This is a genomic window from Actinomadura soli, from assembly GCF_005889715.1.
Taxonomy (GTDB): domain Bacteria; phylum Actinomycetota; class Actinomycetes; order Streptosporangiales; family Streptosporangiaceae; genus Spirillospora; species Spirillospora soli.
Genome location: NZ_VCKW01000380.1, coordinates 1 through 5531 on the forward strand (window position 1 = coordinate 1; position 5531 = coordinate 5531).

Annotated in this window: 5 protein-coding genes; 2 read left to right on the forward strand and 3 right to left on the reverse strand. The window is 70.4% G+C overall.

Going from position 1 to position 5531, the window contains the following annotated elements:
• From ETD83_RS38615 to ETD83_RS38625, 3 genes are all read right to left on the reverse strand, one after another.
• Positions 1-857: ABC transporter ATP-binding protein (locus tag ETD83_RS38615; protein ID WP_138650141.1), on the reverse strand; the 857-nt coding region annotated here is incomplete at its 3' end.
• Entirely contained in the window at positions 854-1714 is an 861-nt protein-coding gene (locus tag ETD83_RS38620; RefSeq protein WP_138650142.1) for an ABC transporter ATP-binding protein, read from the reverse strand. The genes ETD83_RS38620 and ETD83_RS38615, both read right to left, overlap by 4 nt.
• Positions 1711-2760 (reverse strand): ABC transporter permease, encoded by a 1050-nt coding sequence (locus tag ETD83_RS38625; protein ID WP_205718125.1) that lies wholly within the window; start codon positions 2758-2760, stop codon positions 1711-1713. Before ETD83_RS38625 ends, ETD83_RS38620 begins: the two co-directional genes overlap by 4 nt.
• Positions 2761-2918: 158 nt before the next feature.
• Here ETD83_RS38625 and ETD83_RS38630 point away from each other — a divergent pair, with 158 nt between their 5' ends.
• Complete coding sequence (locus ETD83_RS38630) at positions 2919-3752, forward strand: TetR/AcrR family transcriptional regulator (RefSeq protein ID WP_138650144.1); 834 nt, start codon at positions 2919-2921, stop codon at positions 3750-3752.
• Positions 3753-4212: 460 nt separating this feature from the next.
• Positions 4213-5472, forward strand: a complete 1260-nt coding sequence (locus tag ETD83_RS38635; RefSeq protein WP_138650145.1) for a ParB/RepB/Spo0J family partition protein — start codon at positions 4213-4215, stop codon at positions 5470-5472.
• Positions 5473-5531 lie beyond the last annotated feature (59 nt).

Genomic DNA, 5531 nt, shown 5'->3' on the forward strand with positions numbered 1-5531 from the left:
GTGTTCGCGCGGTCGAAGACGGCCATCTTCTCCTCAAGGGTGGCGGGCACCTGGCGGAGTTCGGCTTCCAGATCGGCCGCGCGGAGAGCGGCGCGGACGTCCTCCGTCCGGGTATCGGGCACGCGGACCTTCCGGCCCGCCAGCGTGACGGGCAGCCCCGCGTCGTTGAGCACCGCGAAGGCGCGTGCCCAGTCGGCCGTCGACTCGACCTCCACCGATGTGGTGGTGCCGATGATGTCGGCCTCGCTGCCGGCGGCGACCTGCCGGCCGCGCGACATCAGGATGAGGCGGTCGCACTGCTGCGCCTCTTGCATGTAGTGGGTCGTCACCAGCACCCCGACCCCCTTCTCCGCCTGGGTGTGGATGGTGTCCCACAGCCGGGTGCGCGACAGCGGATCGACGCCGGACGTGGGCTCGTCCAGGATGAGCAGTTCCGGCCCGTGACCGAGGGTCGCGGCGAAGGCGAGCCGTCGCTGGAGGCCGAGCCCGATGCCGCCGACCAGCCGTCCGCCGGAGTCCGCCGGGGCCTTGGACGGGGTGTCCTGGTCGAACGCGTGCGCCACGAACTCCAGGTTCTCGGTGCCGGTCAGGTCGGTGTAGAGCCCGAGGCCCTGCGGGACGTAGCCGAGCCGGACGCGCGCCTGGCGGGACGGCGGCCCGCCGAACAGCCGCACCCTGCCCTCGGTCGGCAGGATCAGGCCCAGCAGCATCCGGATCAGCGTGGTCTTGCCGGCGCCGTTCGCGCCCAGCAGCCCGACGATCTCACCCGGCTTGACGGTCATCGTCATGTCGTCGACCGCGGTGAAGTCGCCGAAGCGGCGGGTGACGGCGTCGGCGTGCACGAGTGCTGTGCTCATTGCGCGTCCTTACGAAGGTCGGAACCGTTCGTGTTCCTCTGCGTGAGGTGGTGCAGCGCCGCCGCGACGACGGCGTCCTCCATGTCCGGGGAGATCGGCTGCTCGCCCTCGTGCGCGGCCCCCGGGTGCCAGCTGTGGAACATGCGCCCGCGCCGCCAGGCCAGCTCCGGGTCGGTGGGCTTGCGGGTGGTGGTGATCGTGCCGGGGCTGTTGGCGATGATCTCGTCGGGGGTGCCCGACTGCAGCGTCCGGCCCTGGTCGAGCACCAGGACGCTGGAGCAGCGTTCGGCCTCGTCCAGGTAGGTGGTCGACATCGCGACGGCGGCGCCGTCCACGGCGGACTGGGCGATGAGCCGCCACAGGTCGACCCGGCTGACCGGGTCGACGCCGGTGCTGGGCTCGTCCAGGATGAGCAGGCGCGGCTTGTGCAGCATGGCCAGCGAGAACGCGAGCTTGTGCCGCATCCCGCCGGAGAGCGCGCCGGCCCGCCGGTCCAGGTACTTCTCCAGCCCGGCGGCCTCCAGGAGCTCGTCCCTGCGCGTCCGCAGGTCCTTGCCGCGCAGGCGGTGGGCGGCGCCGACGAACTCCATGTTCTCGGCGACGGTCAGCTCCCGCCACGCGCCGGTGTCGGTGGGCATGAACCCGATCTGCCGCCGCGCCGGGGCGCTGATCGTCCCGGACCGGGGACGGACCGCGCCCGCCAGCGCGCGCAGCAGGGTCGTCTTGCCCGCGCCGTCGCCGCCGACCACGGCCGAGACCTGACGCTCGGGGACCTCAAGGGTGACGTCCCGGAGCGCGTTGGTCCGGCCGTAGTCGACGGTGAGGTCGTAGGCACCCCACGGGCGTCCTGAGCTCATCGGGCACCCACCGGCTGCTGGTCGGTCTCGCTGTCCTTGGCCTGCGGCTGGCTGGGCGCGAGGTCGCGGCGGAACCGCAGCACCGCGCCGATGAACACCAGCGCCGCCATGCAGGCGAGGACGGTCAGCGGGAGCCAGAGCGTGGCGATCGGCGCGCCCCGCAGCATCGTGCCGTTGGAGACCTGGATGAAGTACGTCAGCGGCAGGACGTAGCCGATCCAGCGCACCCCGATCGCCATCGACTCCAGCGGGAAGATCATCCCGGAGAGCAGGATCTGCGGCAGCATCGTCATCAGGGCGAGCTGGGTGGCCTGGCCCTGGTTCTCCGACACCGTCGAGATCAGCACGCCTATTCCCAGCACGGCGAACAGGAACAGCGTCCCGCCGAGGATGAAGGTGAGCACCGAGCCGTTGAACGGCACGTCGAACAGCAGGCGCCCCACGACCGCGACCACCGCCATGTCGACGGCGGCCAGCACGAAGTAGGGCACGATCTTGCCGGCGATCACGTCCGACGGCCGGAACGGCATCACGGCCAGCTGCTCCAGCGTGCCCGCCTGCCGCTCGCGCACCAGCCCGATGCTGGTGATGATCGTGCCGATGAAGGCCAGGATCATGCCGATCAGGGCCGGGACCATGACCCACGAGGTCTTCAGCTCGGGGTTGTAGAGCACCTCCGTGCGGAGCTGCCCTTGCATGCGCGCCGTTTCGGCGACCGCGGCCTGGGCACTGAAGAGCCGTGATCCGTCCACGAGCGCCTTCGGCGTCCCTGCCCCGGTCACCACCACGACGGCCGCGTCGCCGTCGCGCAGCCTGTCGCGGGCGGCGGCCTCGGTCGCGGCCGGGTCGACCTTGTCGACCTCGAAGGGGTCGCGCAGCTGCGCGGCGGTCTGCTGGGCCTGCGGGCCGACCACCTGCGTGGAGATGCTCTCGACGTTGAAGCTCGCGGCGTAGCCGAACACCACCAGCAGCACCAGCGGGAGCACGACGATCATCGCCACGGTGCGCTTGTCGCGGCGCAGTTCGAGGAATTCTTTAACGATCATTGCCCACATGGGGAACCCTCCGTCCCTTTCGCGGGAACCCGGCCCACACGTGTCGCCTGCCTTCGGCCGGCCGGGAACGGGCAGCGTCGTTCATCCGGTTCGTTCATCCGGTAATGAAATCAGACTATATGAAGCATATAGTGCTGTACAGTGGTTCCATGAAACCGGAAGTCGACGGTCTCGATGATCTTGTGCGGATTGCGATCCGGCTGGCTCGCGAGCGCGGCGCCGACGTGGTGGACGTGCCGATCGGTGAGATCGCCGCCGCCGCCGGAATGTCGCGGAGCACCCTGGTGCGCCGCCTGCGCGGGACGAGGCGGACGCTCGACGAGGCGGTCCGCGCGGCCGGGGTCGACCCGGGCGGGCAGCCGGTCCGCGAGCGCGCCGTCGCCGCCGCCGCGGCGCTCATCGGCGAGCGCGGGCTGGCCGCCGTCACCCTGGAGGACGTCGCCGCGGCGGCCGAGTGCTCGCTGCCGAGCCTGCACCTGACCTTCGGGGGGCGCGACGGGCTGCTGGCCGTCGTCTTCGAGCGCCACATGCCGCTCGTGGACGTCGAGAACCTGCTCGCGGATCCGCCCGGCGTGGAGGAGACCGTCCGGACGATCCATCAGACCTTCGCCGAGGCGTTCAGCCGCGAACCGCAGGTGTTCCCGGCCATCCTGGCGGACGTCCTCGCCCGGCCGGACGGCCCCGGGCGGAGGCTGTTCCAGGAGCAGGCCCTGCCGCGCCTGCTGGGCAGCCTCGGCGTGTGGCTCATGACCGAGGTGCGGACCGGACGTTTCCGGCCGCTGTCCTTGCCCATCCTGGCCCATCTGCTGATCGGCCCGATGGTGACGCACATTCTGGTCCGCCCCACGCTGGCGCCGCTGCTCGGCGCGGATCTGCCCACCATTGAGGAGGTCGCCGAGACCTTCACCGGGGCCTTCCTGCGCGCCGTCGTGAACGACGATGCCGCGGGGGCCGACGGCACGGGTGAGACCGGGGCTCCGTAGGGAGTTCCCGGCGGCGAGGAGTTCCGGCGGCACGGAGTTCCGGCGGGGGGCCCAATGTGTCATGAGCGCGGCGGCCGGGGCCGCGCCTATTGGAAACTTGGTGGAATACCGGGTTTTCATCATGTCATCACGCACCGTGGTTGGACCGCGCCCGCCGCGCCGCGTCCCGGCACCCGAAACGACCTGCGGTCATCTGCCTGACCAGCCCTGAAATCGGTGCGGCCGCAGGTTACTAAGAGGCACCATCACAGTTCGCGAATGATCGCGAACTAAGGGTGTCCTGCAGATTTACTAACCGGTGAATATCTGCTGGGCCCCGATCGGGCCCGGCCGCCCGGCGGCCCGCGGGGTTGACATCGATGGAGCGGTCTTGTTGGCTCTAATCGCAGTACAGCAGACTCCGTGGGGCGGGAATATCGCATTGACGAAAGGTCATGTCGAAGTATTCCGGGAGGATTGCATGTCCGAACTCGTCGGGCGGCTCGTTGGTGAAAGGGAACGAAGAACCGCCGGGCCGGCGGAATCCGCGGCAATGGACGAGGAGATGGGGTCACCGGTGGTCTGGTTAGATGCCCATCCGGTCCACCGTGTTCGCATCGATTCTCTGGTGGTGGGGGAATCGCCCCGCCAGGACGGGGAGAATCTCGAACACGTGCGGACCCTCGCCGAAGCCGCCGAGAATCTTCCGCCAATTATTGTGCACCGGCCAACGATGACCGTCATTGATGGAATTCACCGGGTGCAGGCCGCCATTTTGAACGGCCTGGACACGATAAGCGCCCGGCTCATCGACTGTGACGCGAAAGAGGCGTTCATCCTCGCGGTCGAGGCCAACGTTTCGCACGGGTTGCCGCTCTCGCTCAAGGACCGCGTCTCCGCCGCCGAGCGGATCATCGCGGACAATCCGCAGTGGTCGGACCGGGGGGTCGCGGCGGCGACCGGGCTGTCGGGGAAGACGGTGTCCCGGATCCGCCAGCAGCAGGCCGCCGAGAACGGCCAGCCGAACGTCCGCATGGGACGTGACGGGCGGCTGCGGCCGCTCGACAGCGGGGACAAGCGGCGGCAGGCCGCCGCGATGATCAATGACGACCCGGGCACCAGCCTGCGGACCGTCGCCCGCGCCACCGGGCTGTCCCTCGCGACCGTCCAGGACGTCCGGCACCGGATCAAGCGCGGTGAGGATCCGGTGCCGGCGCGCTACCGGTCCCGCCCCGGGCACGCGGTGCCCGATGCGCCGAACGAGCCGCGGACGGCGCAGAGCGACGCGCAGGCGTCGCAGACCGAGCTGCGGGCCTCGCATCCCGAAGCACAGCCGACACAGGCATCGCAGGCATCGCAGGGATCGCAGGGATCGCAGGCAACACAGACAGCAGAGACGTCGCAGGCGTCGCAGGCCGAGGCGAGGGCGCCGCACGCCGGGGCGGCGGCCGAATCGTCGCCCGCGCGCCGGCCGGCCGAGGCGCGCAGGCCGGCCGGGGACACCGCGGTCGACCACCAGGTCCTGCTGGCCAAGCTGCGGAACGACCCGTCCCTGAAGCTCAACGAGAGCGGGCGGCGCACCCTGCGCTGGCTGCACCGCCACACCGTGGACCCCGACGAGATCGAGGGGCTCTACCACGACCTCCCGGACCACTGCGCCCCGGTCATCGCGGCCTTGGCCCGGGGGTGCGCCAACACGTGGATCGCCCTGGCCGAGCGGCTCCGACAACGGACGGAATGACCGCGACCACACCCATCACCCGTGGACCGGTCCTTTTTGGCCCTGCCCCGCCCCCCTTT